Origin of the sequence: Halorubrum ezzemoulense (assembly GCF_004126515.1) — an archaeon.
GTDB classification, from domain to species: domain Archaea; phylum Halobacteriota; class Halobacteria; order Halobacteriales; family Haloferacaceae; genus Halorubrum; species Halorubrum ezzemoulense.
On the sequence record NZ_CP034941.1, the window covers coordinates 225636 to 243706 of the forward strand.

The window sequence follows — 18071 nt, forward strand, 5'->3', positions numbered from 1 at the left end:
ACACTCGTTAGTAACTTATGACGGTTTCTTTAACGAAAATGAATAACTTTGTGTGATTTAATTCGGTTTCTCTACTTGGTAGAATTTAACATGTGGCGAGAGGGCTATTCCGTCGAGACAAGGCTACCGTCACTCGTTAGCAAGAATGACTTGACAGCACTCGATCGCTGCTTCGATGTGGCGGTCGGCGACCACGTCGCCCGTTTCATCAGCCGACTTAAGTAGTGTGGCAACTTGGCGGACCCGTTTCCGTCTGGTTTGCGTGTCAAGATCGTCACTGGTAGCATCGCGGGCGACGGCTTCAGCTTCTCCGAGCCATCGGTTCGTCGCTGGCGGAACTGGGCGATCTGCGGTCGCAGTTAGGTGAGTCGCTAGTGCGTCGACCGCAGCCCGCGGCTCGGTTGGGATGTCGATCTCGTCCGTCATTGTTGGTATGTTAGCGCCCACTCTGAAGAATTGTTGCGCCAAGCCACACGCCAGATGCTTTTGGACGTCTCCAGCCGAGTGCGACCTCTTTTTAGCCTATAGTCAGGGTGTTACAGAGCGGTTGGCATACCTCCCTTTGCTCTCTCGAATTGTTCACTGTAGGGGATTATTCTCCGAGTTTGTCTGTTACCGTCTCGTAGAGTCGGCCTGTCCACGCTGGGAAGACGAGAGCAGCGAGGGTTCCAACGACGACACCAGCAACAATTCCCTGTGTGATATCTTGGAGAACTGTCGTTCCGAGTGCCGCTCCGAACGTCACTCCAACGAGCATTGCGAAGACGACCCGTTCTCCCCCAGTGTCGTCGGAGTTATCAGACATCTGTATCGGATGAATTTTCGAGAGGCAAAAATAACTGGGGCAAGTCTCGTGAGCTAAAACGGCTGTGTGGTTCACAGGAGCGGTGTATCAGGCAATTCCCACTAAACCTAGGGTGTCATAGAAAATCTACCACGACATTTATTTCGCGAATTTACAGCTGAATCAGCCGATAGAATGCGTTTGTGAGTGTACTGCTGAGATTTTTACCAGATTGCGTTGATGTTCGTAACGGCCTGCTGAATACACAGCGCGAATGTGGCACGTCGCAGTGACGAAATCAGGATAGATCGATTCGCTCAGTACACTATCTGAGAATAATTCTTCCGCCTCTTTTTTATTCCACCTGTTTCGTGTTTTCTTGTGGAACACGTGTAGCTGTATAGATCTGATCTGATTTCAGCGTTGGCGATTTCTTTGCCTCTTCTTTCTGTTCCACTTGTCTCGTTTTTTCTCGTGGAACACGTGTACTTGTATAGATTTGATCTGATTTCATCGCTGTCGATCCGCGCTTGTTAGTAGTACACGTGGGAAATGTGAATTACTATCTTCATAGTAAATACTTATAAAAGAGATCAGCACCAGTTGTGAGCCAAATAGTGGTTTCCTACATACGTGCCCTGTATCTCGCACAGGTAGCTGAACCTCTCATTGAACTGGCAGAATTTTCGGCAGTCAATGCGCAGGCACGTTCTATCGGTTGGTTCTGGATTTTAACGGAGAAAATAACGCAGTTCCATTGCTGACTGCATCCTCTGTGTCGCGCATGTAACTTCTGACAAAAGCTGAAGATATGCCAGAGGCGCTGCTGAATACAGCGCACGTGTCTTACACGGATGTGTGCTAAGTCGGGAGGTGGGAGGTCCATCAAACAGGTTGAATCGTTTCTATACACGGGCGCCACAACCCTTCTTATTGAAACTCCCTATGGATATGTATGCAGTTGTATTGGCACCGCCGTACGCTTCAGCCAAGTCCGAATCCGGCGCTTTCGACCGCCTTCACCGCTGCTAAACAGAATAATAGCTGTGTGGTGCCAGTGTTCGTGTTAGATGACGCGATTTTGTCACGGGCCAACGGGTTAGGAGTCGCGTTCATGCTCGGTTCTCTTCATGAACTTCGAGATTGGTACCGAGGCCATGGCGGTGATATCGTGATACAGCACGGAGACCCAACCGACGTCGTAGGTCGTCTTGCGCGGACCATCGGAGTCGAACAAGTCGTGTGGAACAAAGACCATTCACAACTGGCCCGTGCCCGTGACCGTGCGGTTCAGCGTGCTCTCACCCGCACCGGAGTCGACTACACGTCCGTTCCAAACGAACAGCCGAGCAAAATGAACTCATCTACAACGCTGCCCTCGAACCCAGATGCGTATCTGGCTAACCCACATACACTGGAGATTAAGACCCAAGCGGTGCCACGACTCTCAGACCTTCGTGAAGACGAATACGACTTAGCGCCCCTCACCGCCGGTACTGAATCTGCTCGAAAGCGATTACGAGCCCTATCGAACGGAACAACGTATCGTCGGTGTGACGACACCGGATAGTACGTCACTCAGCATGATACGGCACTCGACTGGGTTCGAACGATTTGGCACCGGTCAGATAACAGCCGATGAGGCGGGTTCTACCAGTCGTATCGATATTTGATATTGTCAACGCGCTTCACGACCAATATCTGGGGAGAGTCCTTCTCCGTTCGCTTATTCAGGTGCGTTAATATCTCTCACACTGACTTCAACCTCTGTATCTTACCGGGATTTCTGACATAATGTAGGTAGGTCAGTACTGTGTGTGGGTATTTGGATCACCTGAATTGACCGATTCGGGGCGGTGCTAACAGCTATGAGAACCGTTGTATGACACCCAGTCAACGGTTTATGTTTCTATCATACCGAGATATCTACCTCTCTACTTTCCCACTTCTCTTCTACTTCATCTACTGATTTCTCGTTGTCAACCACGTCGGCTAAGTCGCGGAGGTACTCCACGATATCATCGTTGTCTACATCCCATCGCTGGTCAGAGATCGATTTGAGACTCGTCGCTAGCTCACGGGCTTCATCAGCCGTGTAAGCTGCGTCAGTCTCACCAATATCAACGATGACAGCAAACTCGTTGTCGGTGATGCTGAGGTTCAACGACGACACCTCGCCGTCAATAATGCTGCTCGATACCCCGTCCTGAAGATCGGACTCATACATTATGTAGTCGATCTTGTCGGTCCCATTTGAAATCGGGGGATCGTCAGGGTCGGAGCGGTCAACTTTTGGCTGGGAGTGTGGTACTCTTTTGACCTGAGCTATTCTATTGATGAGAATATCTCAGTTAGCTAATATATTTTGTTCAACGATCTGTGTCAGATTGGATCGAACACGCGTGAATGCGTCGGGGTCAACATCCGGCGGGGAGGGCGTACTGGCATCTCTAATTAAGCATTTCAGCAGAGTCGATAAGTAGTAGTTATTGCTATAGATAGATGAATAGTGTTTTTTATCATAGGAATAATGTGAAGATATGTCAGAAGAACAGTCAAACTCTGAAGAAGTAGGCACTCTGCTTGATGTAACTCGTTGGCACAAGGAACAGGCTGACCCTGACTTTGATAAAGAGTCGGTAACACACCTTCTTGAAGACCGAAGGGATGCGGAATTCGTTGAGTGGTACCCTGGCCCTCCGGAGGGGGATTCCATGTTGGCCCGATTTCGGGTAACTGATGTCTCCGAAGGCGGAGAACTAGTTGACTACTCGGTCGAGATCTCGGAGAATTTACTTCAAGAAGCTATCGAATCACTAAGTAATCAGAAGCATAAGCGTACTACTCCTACGGCCGATAGTACCGAAATCAAAGACTCATCCTCAGACGATCAGAGCTTAGAGGATTATTTGTAGTCAAATACCGGATTCTAACACACCCAGAGACGGCTTTATTGAAATCCGTGGTCGCTGATAGTTCGCTGACGCCGTGCTGAATACAGAGCGCGTATCTCACACGGAATCATCTCCCAAGTCGAGTAGGCCGGATCGCTCAGTACAGCCTACTCTGAGAGAACCTTACAACACTCCGAGAGCGGTGGGTGGTGACTACGCGCTCGCGGGTGTACCATCGGCATCTCCGCTATCGATGAGCGGGTAGTCGATGTGGACCTCGATGCGGTCGAACGGAACGACGGGTTGAATCGCACCGCTGGGCCCGCCCTCTTCGAGCGTGAGGATCCCCAGTACTTCCAGCTGCTTCAGGTCCGAGTGGACGTCGGACACGTCACGCTCGACGAGACGCGCTGCCTCGCGCATGCTCTCGGGCACCTCTTCCGCGATCGCCCGAATGAGCTCGAGGCGCAGCGGCGTGAGACTGTCGACGAAGTCGTCGTAGGTGCCGAACTGGAGCGTTGCTGTTCCATCCTGATCGTCGAGATTGTCGGCCTCGACGTCTTGGACGAACTGGAGCGCGTCCTGACGGAGCTGTTCTCGGTCATCGACGGTGATGTGGAGTGTGGTCATGGTCGGGGTGTGTCGGGTGGTGTTCGATCAGTGCGGCCGGGGCGGATCGCCGCCGACGGCGTCCCAGTACTCGTCCGCGCTCGCCCAGAACTCGACAAGCCGGTCCTCCATTCCGGGGAACTCGACGTCGTCGAGGTCACCGGCTGCGGTGTGGTGTTCGTGGCCCTTCGTGTCCTCGTGGGAGTTGTCGTATCGGACGAGCGTGAGGTCGTCGAGAGTGCCCAGATGGAGCGTGTACTTCCAGCCCGAGGGGTACGTCTCGGTGTCGTCGGTCGGCCGAAGCACGACGTTCTCGACGAGACCGGCCTCGATGTGGGTGTACTGGAACAGCGGTTTCCGGGCCATCTCTCATCTGTTGGGACACCGGCCAACGCTATAAGCGTTGGGCAGAAGTCCAACACTGAACACAAACCGCTCGAGGTTCGCCACCACGGTCCGATCGACGCTACGGGCCATCTCATTACTGGGTAGGGGGCGGCGACCCCACACCGCTCCCGAAACCCAATCTTCCCAGAGGGGATGCCACAGTATCAATCGTTGCTAAGACACAGTAATGCTATTTCGACTGTGTGAAACCACCTGCTCGGGCGTAAGCCAGACACGGGTTGCTCGCTTTGAGTTTCCGAATCCGCCGATTCGCTCATCTATTTAAGTAGCTCGTAGCGCTAATTGCGCCGCTTAGCCATTTGAGCTTCCGACTTCATTAACAAACTCGGAAACTCAAACTAGCATGGGTAGCTCGACGTACACCGCCTTCGAAATGAAGACCCCGTTATCGAGGTGAAATTGGACCTGAAGATGCTGAAATCTCTTTTTTAGACATATTACCGTCTGAAACAGCTGGTCACTGAAGAGTGCTTACTCGGCCAACAACTAACAATACGGTAGGAAAACAACAGGTATGGAACATCTCGACGGTGGTCGGGTCCGGAGGCACCTCTTCGGTGACCGTCTTCCTCGTTGGGCTGTTATCGGTTCTGTTGTCGGTCTCTTGGGTCTCGCGTCTGTCGCGTTCCTCCTCGGTGTGGGTGTTCGCCTCTATGATTTCTGGGGCTGGCTTGTGATCGTTCCGGGAACTGCCGTCATTGCGGGGATCTTCGGTGCGGGCTTAGTCCCAACCGTCGGCACACTCTGGCTGATTAGCCTCTGGGGGTACGCCTTTCCACCACTCGTCGGTTATCTCTCTGGTGAGTGGATGGGGGCAGGCCGGTACACCTCGCCGAGAATGCTGGGGTTTGCATACGGATCTGCCCGCGCCGAATTACTTGGAGGACTCGAAACAAGTGTTAATTTTGGGCTGGCGCTTGCGGTCATCGTCGGAACAACCGGCTACGTTGTGGGGTCCGTCGTCAGATGGATAGCGATGCGCATGCGGTCGGCTTGATTACTGAACAGCCTGTACGGATAGAACCCAGCTCAGATATGTCACTTTCTGAGGATTTCAACAAGCCCGGATCTCCCTATTAGATGGTGATGCTAGAGGTTCAGATAAATAATAATATATCTTTGTCTTATAAAAACTTGTCATACGGTTAATTGAACCGGCTGATTCATCAGTAATGTCCCAAGCTACTCACCCATGATGTAGACACGTTCTCTCGAATGAGTCAGGGCCCCATTTGGAATAATAACGAATTCTTGTGCTGATTACACGCTCTATGCCGGGAACTCGCCAAGGCGGCTTCATTCGAAACATCACGACTGACGCGGGCGGGGACTCTCAGGCAGGTTGTCCGTCCATCGTTACGGACTGACAGTTCACTTCTAATCGGATCGCCGGCGATCCGCCATCGCTTTCCTCGATCCAAATTTCGATCCCTGCGTGGTTTGGGTCATCACACGGGAGATCCGGGTGTTCAAACCCTGGCCAGTCACGTTCAAACCGAGTCCCATCAACTGTCACGACGACGGTATCGGGCTCATCCGATGCGGGGAATGTAGCGTCCTCATCAGCTTCATTACTATTTGAGAGAGTGTATTCGCTTTTGAACAGCGTAGACCCGCCTTCACTGGTGACCGTGACGGTGACCTCACGAGTGAGTTCACGATCACCTAAATACACGCTCACAGTGTGTGCCCGTTCCGCTGGGTCACCCGAGCCGATTACGGAGCTACACCCAGCCAGACCAACTGTACTAATTGCCCCGACAGAGCCGAGGAGCTCACGCCGCTGCATTGACCTGTGTCACCCCGGTTATCCGCTGGATGTAATTACGACAACCCGAGTCATCTGGAATGGAATACACCTGTCCAGTGAACTCCATACAGGAGTCAACAAAGGCACTATTCCAAATACTACTCAAAACATAAAGCTGTATTTGTGTGACGCCGTCCCACGAAATAGTGGGACTCGACTGGTCAGATCGGATGTCCCATGCGGGAAGGTAAGTTATAGAATTGCTGAATACTGCTCTGTTGAATAGCGACCTCTGAGCCATGGTGAGACGATGCCGATCTTGAGACCACTAGCGTCAACCGTTAACAAACCGACTCAAATTTTGACCTCCTCGGTCAACACCGCTATTCAACAGAGCAGAAAAAAGTACTGCTGAGAAGATTGAACCCGCAATAAAACAAGCGCTGGATAGAGAATCAGTTGTTTTGGAACTCGAAACTGAGGCCGCTACGGGTGAACGACAGCGCTTCGTTCGGGCTGTTCTTTCGCCGTTGTGGGACGACGATGGAGCGGTTACCGGTGTAGTGGGGTCGGTTCATGATCTTAGCGAGGTTAGACAACGTGAGCAGCAACTTCAGGTTCCTGACCGGGTGCTCCGTCTTGACATCCACCTCCGCGTAAACGCGGAGGAATCCCGAGCGGTGGGAGTTTCAGGTTCACAGTCCAATCAGTTGACTACCAGACCTTTCGGGCATAGGTAGTCCCACAGTGTCGGACTGGTGGACTGCTGGCCATGCCAACTGGCCGTTACCCCTATCCTCGGCCGTGTACTGCGTCCCAGTGTTGTTTTTGCCACGGGGACGCCGGCAAGCGTCAACGGACTTGGGGGTATCGTCTGGTTTGTTTTGAGCAGTCGGCACAGACACACCCTTCGAGGATATGGCGTTCACCGACTGCCCTTTCAGATACTGTCGTCCGAGAGACGAAGTCTCTCGTGATCACGAAAATCGAAGATTTTCGAACGACCTCGTTACGCGGGCGGACAGGCCGCCTCCGAAGGACGGTTCGGAATCCGCTCCGTTCCGACCGATTCCTAGCTCTCCATAGAGCGGCCTGTCAGTTAAATCTCTGTCTGTGAAACTCGGTACAGACGTTCGGCTAGTGGATTGCTTCCCACTATGTCGGCTTCATCACCCGCCTGAAAGCGGGTGTATTCACCTTCTAGCCTCTATAACATAAAGAATACGATGAGCGTTGTGAAGTGGAGTACAGAGCTGATTGAACAACAGACAACTGGCCCCGATGTTGTGAACACCGCTGAAACAGTCTCGGAGCACAGTCAGAAGTTGATTGATATGGCTGGGATAGAACGACGAACATCATCGTTTGCGAATAGTTTCAGCAATGCGCGTTAGAGACCGCTCAAAACTGGCTCGAAGCCTTCGCCGTCTACCACAATCCACGTCAAACTTAACGCGAGGCCTCAACCCTGAACCCCGTGTGCGTGTAGGATTCAGGCTCTATTAAAAACTTCAACCGATGAGATATTCTCAATGATGTCTAGAGATACCGCTCCAACTGAGAGCGCGACTCACGGAGGTAGTCGAGTGACTGCGTCCCGACTTCCAGCGAGAGCGTCCCGTGCCAGTCGGTGGGGAACGCCTCGAAGATAGGCCCGAAGTCGAGGTTCCCGGCACCGAACGGGAGGTGTTCGTCCGCCGGCCGACGGGTGTCGTTCAGGTGAACGTGCGAGATGCGGTCGGCGTGGTCAGCGACGAACGCGGCTGTCTCCGTCGGGTCGTGACCGGTTACCCGAGCGTGGCCCGTATCGAGCGTCAGCGAGGTGTCCGTCGCGGCGAGCAATCCGTCGATGTGTTCGATAGTGTACGGGCTTCCGAATATGTTCTCGGCACAGATTTCGACGTGACGTGAGTTACCGTACGCGTTCAGTTTGCTGACTGATTCGTTGATGTACTCGCGGAGCTCCGCGTCGTCCCACGCGACTGACCATGCGGAGGACTCTGGGTGGAGAACGGCCTTTTCTGCCCCCAGTTCGGCCGCGGCATCGATACAGGCCGACTGCGTTTCGACGGCACCGCTGCGGACGGACTCGTAAGGCGATCCGATGTCTGTCGGGAACGGAAGGTGAACGAGTAGGCCGAGGCCGTGATCGTCCAGTATCTGCCGAATCGTCCCGCAATTCGACGTGAGACGCTCGCGGCTGTGAGGCCCGTCCATGAGTATCTCGACGTAGTCGAACTCGCCGTCCCCGGCGAAGCGCAACTGCGGTTCCAGTTCCGATGCGACTGCGGTGACGAAACCGATTCGTGGATTCATATTGATTTGGGTAGCGGACCGTGAATTACTTCGTGGGAAGGCTCGCGAGCTCGGCGAGGCTATCGAGGCGATACGTCGGCCGGATATCGAGACGATACCCGCGGCGATGCGGTCGGTTCACGAACGCGGCGTCGACGCCAGCCGCGCGAGCCGCCGCCACGTCGACACGGCTGTCACCGACGTACAACGCCGATTCGACGCCCAACTCGTCGAGCGCCGCCTCAAGATACGACGGGTCCGGCTTGCGACGTTCCAGTCCGCGAAGCGACGGCTCTCGACCGTAGTACGCTTCGAACATCGCCTCCAGACCGAACTCCGCGACGATGTGTTCGATTGTCGCGTGCTGGTTGTTGCTCACGATCGCCGTCGGGACCGCGAGATCGGCGAGCGTCTCGACATCGTCGTAGAGCGGCTTCTCACCGTCTCGGATCGCCGCCAACTGGCGGGCTGTGCGTTCCGTCTCGTGACGACGCCAGAACGCGTCAGCGTCAACTTCGTACCGCTTGGCAAGCCTGCGCACCGTTTCCACCGAGAGATCGTCGACGAGCGACCGGACGTCGCTCGGTGTCGGGTCGACATCGAACGCCGCGAACGCCCGCTGCGACGCTTCCGTCAGGACCGACTCGTCCGTCGGATAGGTGAGGACGCCGTCGTTGTCGAAGACGATCGCGTTGTACTGCGTTTCGACCCGACTCATGTCGTGTTCCACTGGGCCTCGTGCGCGGGCTGGTCGGTCGACTCCGAGGCGACGTTCTCGGCGGAGTGATAGAACGCGCCCCCGGCCTCGGGGTCAAACAAGTGGAGCCGTTCGGGATCGGCGGTCAACGACAGCACGTCACCGACTTCGACCGCCGACCGCGGCGGAAGGCTCACTTCCATCTCGGTGTCACCGACTGTGCCCCGGGTCAACAGCGAATCACCGAGCGGTTCGGTGACGGTGACATCCATGCTGAGCGGGCCGTTCATCTCTTGTGACAGGTCCTCGGGCCGGACCCCCAGAACCACACGGTCTCCCGCGTGAGATGTCACAGAGTCGGAGACCGGACTCGGCAACGGAACGCTGTTCTCGCCCCACGTCACGTGGACGGAATCTCCACGCCGTTCGAGCACTCCCTCGACGGTGTTCATACCCGGACTACCGATGAACTCGGCGACAAACCGAGTCGCCGGCGCATCGTACAGCCGCTGTGGCGGTGCGACCTGCTGAATCTCGCCGTCGTACATGACCGCGACCCGATCGCCGAGCGTCATCGCTTCGACCTGGTCGTGTGTGACGTACAGCGTCGTCGTGCGAAGCTGCTCGTGGAGCTCGGCGAGTTCGGCACGCATCTGGACGCGGAGTTTCGCGTCGAGGTTGCTGAGCGGCTCGTCCATTAGGAACACCTCCGGATCGCGAACAAGCGCTCGTCCGATGGCCACACGCTGTTGTTCGCCCCCCGAAAGCGCTGACGGAGTCCTGTCGAGGAGGTCTTCGATGTCGAGGATCTCGGCCGCGTCTGCGACCCGCTCTGCCACCTCGTCGTCGGTGAACTCGGTGGCCGTTCCGAGACCGAACGTCATGTTCTCTCGAGCGGTCATATGCGGGTACAGCGCGTAGTTCTGGAACACCATTGCGACGTCGCGCGCGGCGGGCGATACGGTCGTCACGACCTCGTCGGCGATCTCGATGGAACCTTTCGTCGGAGACTCGAGGCCCGCGAGCAGTCGGAGCGTAGTCGACTTCCCGCACCCCGACGGACCGACCAAGACGAGGAACTCGCCGTCTTTGACGTTGAGGTCGACACCGCCAACGGCGGTGACATCTTCGAAGCGCTTCACCAGGTCTGTCGTTGTGATTCCGGTCATTCTGATAGTCCGAAGGTTTCCAGCAGCGGGCCTCGGAAGACGATGAGCGCCAGCAGCGGCGGCAACAGCGTCAACACGGCGCCCGCCATGATGAGCCCCCAGTCAGTCTGGCCGGCGTTGCCAACCGACTGGAGGTATTTCATGCCGACCTGTACGACCTGTTTGCTCTGATCAGAGACGACGATCAGCGGCCACAGGTACTGGTTCCACGCGTAGATGAACGTGATCACGCTGAGACCGCTTATCATCCCCCGAGACATCGGGATCAGTACTTTCCAGAGGAAGCGGAGCGGACCGACGCCGTCGACTTTGGCCGACTCGACGAGCGAATCGGGGATCGACATGAAGTGCTGGCGGAGGAGGAACACAGCGGTCGCGCTCGCGACGTACGGGCCGGTAAGCGCCAACAGCGTGTTCGTCCACCCCAGTGCGGCCATCATCTCGTATAGGGGGACGATTCGTACCGGAACGGGGAACATCAGCGTGAACAGGATCAGAAAGAAGATCGCGTTCTTGAACCGGAAGTCGTAGAAAACGAGCGCGACCGCGGCGAGGAGGCTCACGGCGATCTTCGCGACGGTGACAACGATAGACATCACTAAGGAGTTGAACATGTACGATGCCATTCCGTACCTGGTGAACACCTCGGCGTAGTTTGCCAGCCCGTCGGTGCCAACACTGATGTCGGTGATGTCGTACACTTCGGGAACGGTCTGGGTACTCATTACGAACGCGAGCAGGAGCGGCGAGGCCATCACTAAGACGGAAGTGATGAGGCCGAGATGGACGCGCCACTGCGCCGGGAGTACCTGTGTGTCGGCTATCGCCGACAGCGGTCCGCGCTCTCGAACGTCAGTCGCGATGTCGTTAGTGTCGAGTGACATTAGTAGTGTGCGTAGCGGTCTGAGACGCGCAGTTGGACGAACGTGAGTCCCGCCACGAGCACGAACAGGATCACGGACTGCGCGGATGCGAGACCGAGGTTGTTGAACTGGAAGGCGTCACGGTACAACTGATATATCATCAGGTTGGTGGCGTTCGTCGGTCCCCCCTGCGTCATTAGGTCGATCAGGGCGAAGCTGCCGAAAAACGCGTAGATCGTGTTGATCACGACCAAGAACACCAACGTGGGCGACATGAGCGGAAGGTACACGCGCACCAGTCGACGCCACGTTTCGATTCCGTCGAGCCGACACGCCTCGTTGAGCGACTCAGGCACGTTGTTCAATGCGGCGAGCATGAATATCACGTTGTACCCGACCTGTTTCCAGATCGCCGCCACCGTGACGACGGCGAACCCCTGCCACCCGACGGTGAACCAGTCGAGTTCGATGCCGAACCATGCCTCAAGGTAGTGCGTGTAGATACCAACGCTCGGGTGCGCGAGGAACAGCAGGACCGTTCCTGCGACGGCTGTCGGTAGTGCGTACGGCCAAATCGCGGCGATCAGGTACGCGGCCTTTCCGTCGCTGACCTCGTACAACAGGAACGCGACCAGGAGGCCGACAGCGAGCGATCCGATAACGACGATCACCGCGAACGCCATTGTTAGTCCGACGCTCGTGAGGTACACCTGCGACCCCAACAGGTCGGTGAAGTTCGTCAGTCCGACGAACCGGGTGTTCTGACCGAACAGAAACGTCTGGAAGAAGCTGAACCGGAGCGTCTGTAGCGACGGGTAGTACAGGAACGCGATGATCGCCGCCAGTGTCGGTAGTAGCAGGAGGTACGCCCCCAGCGAACTATCGTACGTGTTCTCGTGTACGCCCATTTCAGTTGCCTTTGCTCTGGATGTAGCTCTGGAGAACGTCGTCGGCCTCCGTCTTCATCTCCTCGAGTTTCGACTCGACGGTGACGTCAGAGTTGATCATGCTGACGTAACCGTCCTGAATTATCGTTCGGACTTCCGAGGCGGGTCCGGCTTGCCAGCCCTGTGTCGCGACGGTCTGTTCCGTCTCCTGAAGCTGGTCGAACGCGGTCTGGAAGTTGGGGTTCTCGTCGAACCAGCCGTCTTCTTCGAGGTACTCGACGGCGCTGTCACTGATCGGGAAGTAGCCGGTGTTCTGGTGCCAGAACGCCTGCTGCTCTGGCTCGGCCAGCCAGAGGAGGAAGTCGGTGAGTCCCTGCCGTTTTTCTTCGGACAGACCGCGGGTCATCCACAGCGATGCGCCCCCGATTACGACGCCGGTGCGTGTGTCGCCGACCGTCGGGTAGTACCCCGTCCCGAGTTCGAATCCGTTCTCTTCGGCTCCCGCCGTCGCCGAAGCAACGCCGGCCGTGGACGAGATCCACATCGCCGTCTGTCCGTTGAGGAACGCTTGTTGTGCCGCGCCCCAGTTGCCGACGCCGGCATGATTGTACAGGCCGTCGGCATGCATGTCGGCCCACCAGCCAAACACCCGGTCAGCCGTGTCGGTATCCAGGTTGATTTCAGTCGGGTCCCCCGCACGACCGTTCTCTTCGTTCACAAGCGGGACGTTCGCTTCCGCGAACCACTGCTCAGGGAACCATGAGACGTTAGCGAAGGTGATTCCCTGCTCCGCGATCCCCTGATCGACGATCGTCTCGCTCACCTCACGGATCTCGGCTAACGTCGATGGCGGCGATTCGGGATTGAGCCCGGCCTCCTCGAACATGTCCTTGTTGTAGTAGAAGATCGGGTTCGAGGAGTTGAACGGCATCGAATACACAGTGTCGTCGAACGAGTAGTAGTCGATGACTGGGTCCTGAAAGTCTGACCAGTCGATCCGGTCGCTCGGAAGCGCCTCCTCCATCGGGACGAACGCACCGCTGTCGATCGCGAGGCGACTCCCGAGGTCGACGATCTGTGCCAGCTCCGGCGCTTCGCCTGCGCCGATCGCTGAGGTGACCGCGTTCAGCGTCTCGTCATAGCTTCCCTTGTAGCTTGTTTCGACCGTCACACCGGAGGACTGCTCATTGAAATCGGCCGCGAGCGCGTCGACCGTTTCGCCGAGGTTTCCCCCCATCGCGTGCCACCAAGTGATAGTCGTCTCACCGCTGCTTTCGGAGCTCGCACTATTCGTGGAACTGGACGAGCCGTCCGAGCCATCAGCGCCGTCTGAACCCCCTGATGTTGCTCCTAGACATCCAGCGGAAGCAAGGCCGACTGTGGCCGCACCGGTTGTTTGAAGAAATCTACGCCGACCACTGTGTGAGCCGTTCGAATTGACCACATATCGAGGTATATTAGTTTCATATTAAGATTTTATAATATTTGAAATGATTAGTAGTGAATGGTAAGCACTGCTACAATTACTTCGGCCTCAATACGTACCTGTACATACCGATCCAGAGAGTTCTGGGGTATTTTGAGAAATATCGCTGAGACGACCTCATCGACACCGCCACACACTGACTCGTCGTGACCACGAAGACTTAATCGACGAGAATCGACGGCGGACGAACAAGAGTCGATCGAAGGACGCCGCTAACAGAAGTGGGGCCGCGTCGGCGCGCTCACACCTGGTCTCCGTCGACCGGCCGCTCGCGTCGTGCTCAGGACTACGTGTCTCCGGCAGACGTCTCACCGGAAGCGGGGAGCAGACCGGAGTAGTCGGCGGCGATGCCGTCGACGCCGGCGGCGGCAAGCCGACTGGCCTGATACCACGTATCGACTGTCCACACGTTCACCTCACGTCCGTCCGCGTGCGCCTCGGCGACGAGGTCCACGCCGGCGGTGACCGCCGGATCGTGGAACGGAGTTCCGAATATTACCTTCATCGGAGCGTGGACCGCTGCGGCGTCGTGTGCCCGAGCGATAGCGAGTCCGTCGCCAACCGACTCGTAGACGATAGGAGCGACCGGATACGATGACGTGTCGCGCGTCGCGGCCAGCGCACCCTCACAGAATGACGAACAAAGAAACTCGTTGTCGTGAGCGTCGAGTATGTCGACAACTCGGTCTACGAATGGCTGCCAAGCAACTCTGCGGTCAGCAAGCGCGTCCGGAGAGAGTTTCTCGTCGAACCGCAGGTCGTACCGGCCGGGGTTTTTCAATTCTACGTTGACTCCGACCTCGGGAGGGACGGCTTCGAGGAGCGTTGACAGGCGCGGTACCGTGTCGCCGCTCCGGAGTACCTCCGCACCAGTGACGGTCATCGTCTCGGTTTCCCAGACGACGCCCGTCTCGTCCGTGAGTCCGCGCTCACCGCCGTTGCGTCCTGCTAAGTTGTTGTCGTGAAACACGACGACGTCGTCGTCGGCTGTCGGAACGACGTCGATCTCGATAACATCGGCTTGGCGGGTCGTCGTTCCCTCGTCATCCGTCGATCTGCTCTCGCTTGCCGCCGCTTGAGCAGCGGTGACGGTGTTTTCTGGGTTCTCTCCCGCGAAGCCACGGTGCGCGATGAGCGTGAGTTCACCGGGTGGAGTGGCGTCTGCCGGACCGGCCCCGCTGTCCCGACGTTGCGTGGCTGTTGCGTCACTCGTCTCGTTAGTGCCCTCGGGTTCCACCCCACCGTCGGTGTACACGGCCCCGAGCGCACCCGCTGTTGTGATACCAACGGTGCTCTTGAGCACCCGACGGCGGTGCGTCGGTTGTCGCGTCTCGACTGCGAACAGTTCTGGAAGATGGCGAGCCATATGGGGATGTCTCGCGAATCGGATATAGCGGCTGGTATGTCGTATCATGAGGCGTCTATATCATTGTGTGCGTGTCGATAGGGCTCGTCGGCGACCAGCGGTACCGGCTAGGCGACTCTCGCACCACCGAGGATCAGCCGGCTCCCGACGATCGCGAAGAGGGCGTGAACGACCTCGCGCTGGAGTCGTTCGCTCACGCGTTCGCCGAGGCGCATGCCGACGGTGAGGCTGGAAACCACGAGGATCGGTGCGGCGGTCGACGTCGGGGCGAAGCCGATGTCCAGGAGGGTCCGAGCGCGGCCGCGACCGCGGTCACGAGCACGACGGTCTCCACCGGTCCGGCTGCGGGCCCGTGAAGCATACATTCGACGCGAGTGGAAGTAGAATACTGAAACACACCACATCACACTACCACTCAAATTTGGGAATTATCTTGAAACTCAACGAGAAGTAAACAGGTGTCCCCAAGCCTAACCGTTCAGGAAACGGGGTTTTCTGAACAGTAAAATCAAATCTACAAGCCTCTTCCCGAACTCAGTGAAACACTACTATTCGCAAATTGATAGAATATTCCGTGATGAATACAGGGCGCAAGTCTCGTGCTGGCTCTCGTCAGGACGGCGGCCCAGTCAATCGGTCAATATAATTTGTATATCCTGTACCGGAACGCTTCACATTATTAGCAGGCGAGAATGTATGATGCCTCATGATCGTTGGAATCGCCGCAGCAATATCTATCGGGAACGCAGTGGGTATCTCGGCTATCAGTGCGACGGTCGCTCACCGTTACAACGAACCAGGGGCTGCGTGGTTCACAGGATACACTGCGCTGATCGGGGTCGGTCTCGGACTCGTCAGTGTCGGCATCCTCACCGATCTTATCTCAGTGACCGACTTTGGGGGTGCGGTCGGGCGGTGGCTGGCAGTTGTCTGGATCCTCCCCGCCGCTTTGTGGGCTATGTTTGCACTTCGGTACACGGGACGGTTCGTCTCGCTTTCGCTCAAGACGGGTGCGCTGATTGCGTTTCCGCTTTTGGTGCTTACTCTACAGGGTCTACTAACCGGAGTATCACTAGTGCCAACGCAGGTTCTCGGGCTCCTTGGAATTACTACCCGTTATTACGCAGTGACGCTGGCTGTAGCCGGGATCGTGCTGGTGGTGCGGGCGACACGTCGGTATGACCACCTAACAGCATGGCAAGGAATTGCCTTTGCTGTGGCACCAGCGGCGATGTGGCTGTTCTGGAGCAATATTCCGTATATTGCTCAACTCGGTCAAGCAGCGGGAGGGGCCGCCTATGTGCTTGGCTCTCTCGGCGCGGTGGGTGGGCTTGGACTCGCGGTGTTTCGGTTCGACGCGTTCAAAAAATCCCCTGCCGTCGGCGTCGTCGGCGAACGGGATGTCGTAGACGAGACAGACGACTTGGTGCTAATAGCGGATGACGAGCACCGCGTGGTGCGAGCAAACGAGAGTGCGCGCACTGCGTCGGGGGACTCCGACCCGTCTACCGGCACCGTTACCGTCGAAGATACCGTCGGAACGAGTGTGGACGGGCTGCGAGCAACCGAGACGCTCGAACTCAATGTTGAGGGTACGTCAGCGAAGTTTGACCCGCAGGTGTCGACGGTACTCGACCAGCATGACCAGCAGTTGGGTACCGTGATCAGCCTCCGAGAAGTGACCGAACGAGAACTTCGCAAAGAACGACTCGCGGTGCTTAACAGGGTTCTGCGGCACAACCTACGTAATCAAATCGATGTCGTCAACGCTCATCTCGAGGCCATCGATAACGACCACGCGGACGCCGCAACTGAGGCGACCGATCGCATCACACACATGAGTAACCGCGCGCGGACGATCGACCGACTTCTCTCAGAGACGCACGAAAACGTCGCCGTCGATGTCGCCGAGCTGCTCCGCGGCACTGTGGCCGCCTACGACTCCTTGGTCGCTGTCGAAGCACCCGACTCGTTGATGATCTCGACAGACGGTGCCGCCCTCGAAGCGGCTATAGAAAGCGCCGTCGACAATGCGGTCACACACGCTACGAACGTGACAACGTCTCTCCGGCAGACGCCTGACGGATACGAAATCCAGGTCACCGATGATGGCCCGGGGATTCCCGAGTCGGAACTATCTGCGCTCGAAACCAGCACTGAGACAGCACTACAACACGGCACGGGTCTGGGATTGTGGCAACTTACCTGGGCCGTCCGCACTCTTGACGGTACCGTCTCTTTCGACACATCAAACGGCACCACCGTCACAATTACGGTCTTTGACGCATCTTCAACTGGTGAGTCAGAGACTACTATTTTACAGGCACGCATAGAGAGCAGTTGGCCCGATCAGCGCACCCCGGGGTCTCTTGTAACAAGCTTGGCCCCATCCTCAGACAAACTTGCCCGAAAATATGTCAGTTGATAGTCGACCGACGCGGACGTCTCAGTGTGAGGTTGACGCTAGGTGGGTGCTGACTTCACGCACTATATTCAGCAGTCAGTAGCAGCCTATATCACATATCGAATAGTTATTTCGCCAGGTTGGGCAAGAGCCATTTACAAATTGGCGGCTCTGTTGGAATCATATTCTTCAGACATAATATTATATGAAACAAATGGTCGATGAGAGCTGCGTACTGATCGCTTCAACGCATCGCGTCTAACGTCGTGGCCACTGCGATCGGTGTTAGAATTGTCAAAAACAACCACTGATGCTGATTCGTCCACTGTCGGACTCTTGTGGAGCGACGGCGTAAGAGGGCAATCGTACTGAACGAGAGAAGCCCAAGCACGCTGACTAGGTTCCCAGTAAGTCCCATCCAGAGCGCAACAGGGAGCGGAAGAACAGTCATAACGAGAT

The 18071-nt window shown here is 56.6% G+C and carries 17 protein-coding genes and 2 pseudogenes; 7 read left to right on the forward strand and 12 right to left on the reverse strand.

The genetic code is table 11. The features are described from left to right. Window positions 1-129: 129 nt before the first annotated feature. The gene (locus tag EO776_RS16690) at window positions 130-426 is read right to left on the reverse strand and encodes a hypothetical protein (RefSeq protein ID WP_099289334.1); all 297 of its coding nucleotides are present in this window, start codon (window positions 424-426) and stop codon (window positions 130-132) included. A gap of 166 nt (window positions 427-592) precedes the next feature. Continuing rightward, window positions 593-805, reverse strand: coding sequence for a hypothetical protein (locus tag EO776_RS16695; protein ID WP_094580239.1), 213 nt, complete (start codon window positions 803-805; stop codon window positions 593-595). A 934-nt stretch (window positions 806-1739) separates the two neighbouring features. Between EO776_RS16695 and EO776_RS19835 the strand changes: the two genes are divergently transcribed. Further along, window positions 1740-2354, forward strand: a complete 615-nt coding sequence (locus EO776_RS19835; RefSeq protein ID WP_094580238.1) for a deoxyribodipyrimidine photo-lyase — start codon at window positions 1740-1742, stop codon at window positions 2352-2354. Between the two features lie 342 nt (window positions 2355-2696). On the opposite strand, the gene EO776_RS16705 is transcribed toward EO776_RS19835, so the two are convergent. Then, window positions 2697-3011, reverse strand: coding sequence for a hypothetical protein (locus tag EO776_RS16705; RefSeq protein WP_094580237.1), 315 nt, complete (start codon window positions 3009-3011; stop codon window positions 2697-2699). A gap of 313 nt (window positions 3012-3324) precedes the next feature. Between EO776_RS16705 and EO776_RS16710 the strand changes: the two genes are divergently transcribed. Further along, the gene (locus tag EO776_RS16710) at window positions 3325-3699 is read left to right on the forward strand and encodes a hypothetical protein (RefSeq protein ID WP_129452592.1); all 375 of its coding nucleotides are present in this window, start codon (window positions 3325-3327) and stop codon (window positions 3697-3699) included. Window positions 3700-3891: 192 nt separating this feature from the next. Here EO776_RS16710 and EO776_RS16715 read toward each other — a convergent pair whose 3' ends face one another. Together EO776_RS16715 and EO776_RS16720 are read right to left on the reverse strand one after the other, a co-directional pair. After that, window positions 3892-4308: an HVO_A0114 family putative DNA-binding protein gene (locus EO776_RS16715; protein ID WP_049933529.1), complete on the reverse strand. Its 417-nt coding sequence runs from the start codon at window positions 4306-4308 to the stop codon at window positions 3892-3894. A gap of 27 nt (window positions 4309-4335) precedes the next feature. After that, a complete protein-coding gene (locus EO776_RS16720; RefSeq protein ID WP_049933527.1) occupies window positions 4336-4653 on the reverse strand; it encodes a toxin-antitoxin system TumE family protein in 318 nt (105 codons plus the stop codon). Window positions 4654-5209: 556 nt separating this feature from the next. Between EO776_RS16720 and EO776_RS16725 the strand changes: the two genes are divergently transcribed. From EO776_RS16725 to EO776_RS19695, 3 genes and pseudogenes are all read left to right on the forward strand, one after another. Then, window positions 5210-5692, forward strand: coding sequence for a hypothetical protein (locus EO776_RS16725; RefSeq protein WP_080508771.1), 483 nt, complete (start codon window positions 5210-5212; stop codon window positions 5690-5692). 1169 nt (window positions 5693-6861) lie between these two features. Then, window positions 6862-7185, forward strand: a pseudogene (locus EO776_RS19840) (PAS domain-containing protein); the annotation flags it as partial. A gap of 603 nt (window positions 7186-7788) precedes the next feature. After that, window positions 7789-7898, forward strand: a pseudogene (locus tag EO776_RS19695) (IS6 family transposase); the annotation flags it as partial. An 86-nt stretch (window positions 7899-7984) separates the two neighbouring features. On the opposite strand, the gene EO776_RS16745 reads toward EO776_RS19695, so the two are convergent. The 7 genes from EO776_RS16745 to EO776_RS16775 all read right to left on the reverse strand — a co-directional run bounded on the left by EO776_RS16745 (window position 7985) and on the right by EO776_RS16775 (window position 15208). After that, complete coding sequence (locus EO776_RS16745; RefSeq protein WP_094519864.1) at window positions 7985-8761, reverse strand: sugar phosphate isomerase/epimerase family protein; 777 nt, start codon at window positions 8759-8761, stop codon at window positions 7985-7987. A 25-nt stretch (window positions 8762-8786) separates the two neighbouring features. Beyond that, the gene (locus EO776_RS16750) at window positions 8787-9458 is read right to left on the reverse strand and encodes an HAD family hydrolase (protein ID WP_049933176.1); all 672 of its coding nucleotides are present in this window, start codon (window positions 9456-9458) and stop codon (window positions 8787-8789) included. Continuing rightward, a complete protein-coding gene (locus EO776_RS16755) occupies window positions 9455-10606 on the reverse strand; it encodes an ABC transporter ATP-binding protein (protein ID WP_049933173.1) in 1152 nt (383 codons plus the stop codon). The genes EO776_RS16750 and EO776_RS16755 overlap by 4 nt, the downstream gene beginning before the upstream one ends. Then, window positions 10603-11490, reverse strand: a complete 888-nt coding sequence (locus EO776_RS16760; RefSeq protein WP_049933172.1) for a carbohydrate ABC transporter permease — start codon at window positions 11488-11490, stop codon at window positions 10603-10605. Before EO776_RS16760 ends, EO776_RS16755 begins: the two co-directional genes overlap by 4 nt. Continuing rightward, window positions 11490-12377 (reverse strand): carbohydrate ABC transporter permease, encoded by an 888-nt coding sequence (locus EO776_RS16765; protein WP_049933170.1) that lies wholly within the window; start codon window positions 12375-12377, stop codon window positions 11490-11492. Before EO776_RS16765 ends, EO776_RS16760 begins: the two co-directional genes overlap by 1 nt. A gap of 1 nt (window position 12378) precedes the next feature. Beyond that, window positions 12379-13593, reverse strand: coding sequence for an ABC transporter substrate-binding protein (locus tag EO776_RS16770; protein ID WP_179231094.1), 1215 nt, complete (start codon window positions 13591-13593; stop codon window positions 12379-12381). A gap of 535 nt (window positions 13594-14128) precedes the next feature. Next, window positions 14129-15208, reverse strand: coding sequence for a glycerophosphodiester phosphodiesterase (locus tag EO776_RS16775; RefSeq protein WP_094494855.1), 1080 nt, complete (start codon window positions 15206-15208; stop codon window positions 14129-14131). A gap of 65 nt (window positions 15209-15273) precedes the next feature. Here EO776_RS16775 and EO776_RS16780 point away from each other — a divergent pair, with 65 nt between their 5' ends. Together EO776_RS16780 and EO776_RS16785 are read left to right on the forward strand one after the other, a co-directional pair. After that, entirely contained in the window at window positions 15274-15564 is a 291-nt protein-coding gene (locus EO776_RS16780; protein WP_145964606.1) for a hypothetical protein, read from the forward strand. A gap of 350 nt (window positions 15565-15914) precedes the next feature. Beyond that, the gene (locus EO776_RS16785; protein WP_129452594.1) at window positions 15915-17633 is read left to right on the forward strand and encodes a sensor histidine kinase; all 1719 of its coding nucleotides are present in this window, start codon (window positions 15915-15917) and stop codon (window positions 17631-17633) included. Window positions 17634-18071: the final 438 nt, after the last annotated feature.